This window comes from Solibacillus sp. GQ1 (assembly GCF_059758555.1).
The window spans coordinates 1-579 of record NZ_JCAXEX010000017.1 but is presented as its reverse complement, the minus strand read 5'-3'; the positions used below and the strand labels follow the sequence as shown (position 1 = coordinate 579).

Genomic DNA, 579 nt, shown 5'->3' with positions numbered 1-579 from the left:
ATTATAAAAAATACTTGACAAATAAGAAAAGTATGGTATAATAAGTAGTGTCTTTCAAACAAATAGTCTAGTGATGATGGCAAAGAGGTCACACCCGTTCCCATACCGAACACGGAAGTTAAGCTCTTTAGCGCCGATGGTAGTTGGGGGCTTCCCCCTGTGAGAGTAGGACGTCGCTAGGCTGTTATAAAATTATTCCGAAGTAGCTCAGTTGGTAGAGCATCCGGCTGTTAACCGGCAGGTCGCAGGTTCGAGTCCTGCCTTCGGAGCCATTAAATCTTGGAGAGTTGTCCGAGTGGCCGAAGGAGCACGATTGGAAATCGTGTATGCGGGTAACCCTGCATCAAGGGTTCAAATCCCTTACTCTCCGCCAGGCAAATTTACAAATAGGCCCGTTGGTCAAGTGGTTAAGACACCGCCCTTTCACGGCGGTAACACGGGTTCGAATCCCGTACGGGTCACCAAAAAGATACATAAGTAGTATCCAGCGTTGGAGGATTAGCTCAGCTGGGAGAGCACCTGCCTTACAAGCAGGGGGTCGGCGGTTCGAGCCCGTCATCCTCCACCATTAAACAAATA

At 48.7% G+C, this 579-nt stretch carries 4 tRNA genes and 1 rRNA gene; all 5 read left to right on the top strand.

Annotated elements, in window-relative coordinates:
* Nucleotides 1-66: 66 nt before the first annotated feature.
* Nucleotides 67-182: ribosomal RNA gene (gene rrf, locus AC6CH1_RS19255) — 5S ribosomal RNA — on the top strand.
* Between the two features lie 14 nt (nt 183-196).
* Nucleotides 197-272 (top strand) — tRNA-Asn (locus tag AC6CH1_RS19250).
* Nucleotides 273-281: 9 nt separating this feature from the next.
* Nucleotides 282-373, top strand: a tRNA-Ser gene (locus tag AC6CH1_RS19245).
* A 16-nt stretch (nt 374-389) separates the two neighbouring features.
* Nucleotides 390-464, top strand: a tRNA-Glu gene (locus tag AC6CH1_RS19240).
* 28 nt (nt 465-492) lie between these two features.
* A tRNA-Val gene (locus AC6CH1_RS19235) sits at nt 493-568 on the top strand.
* Nucleotides 569-579: the final 11 nt, after the last annotated feature.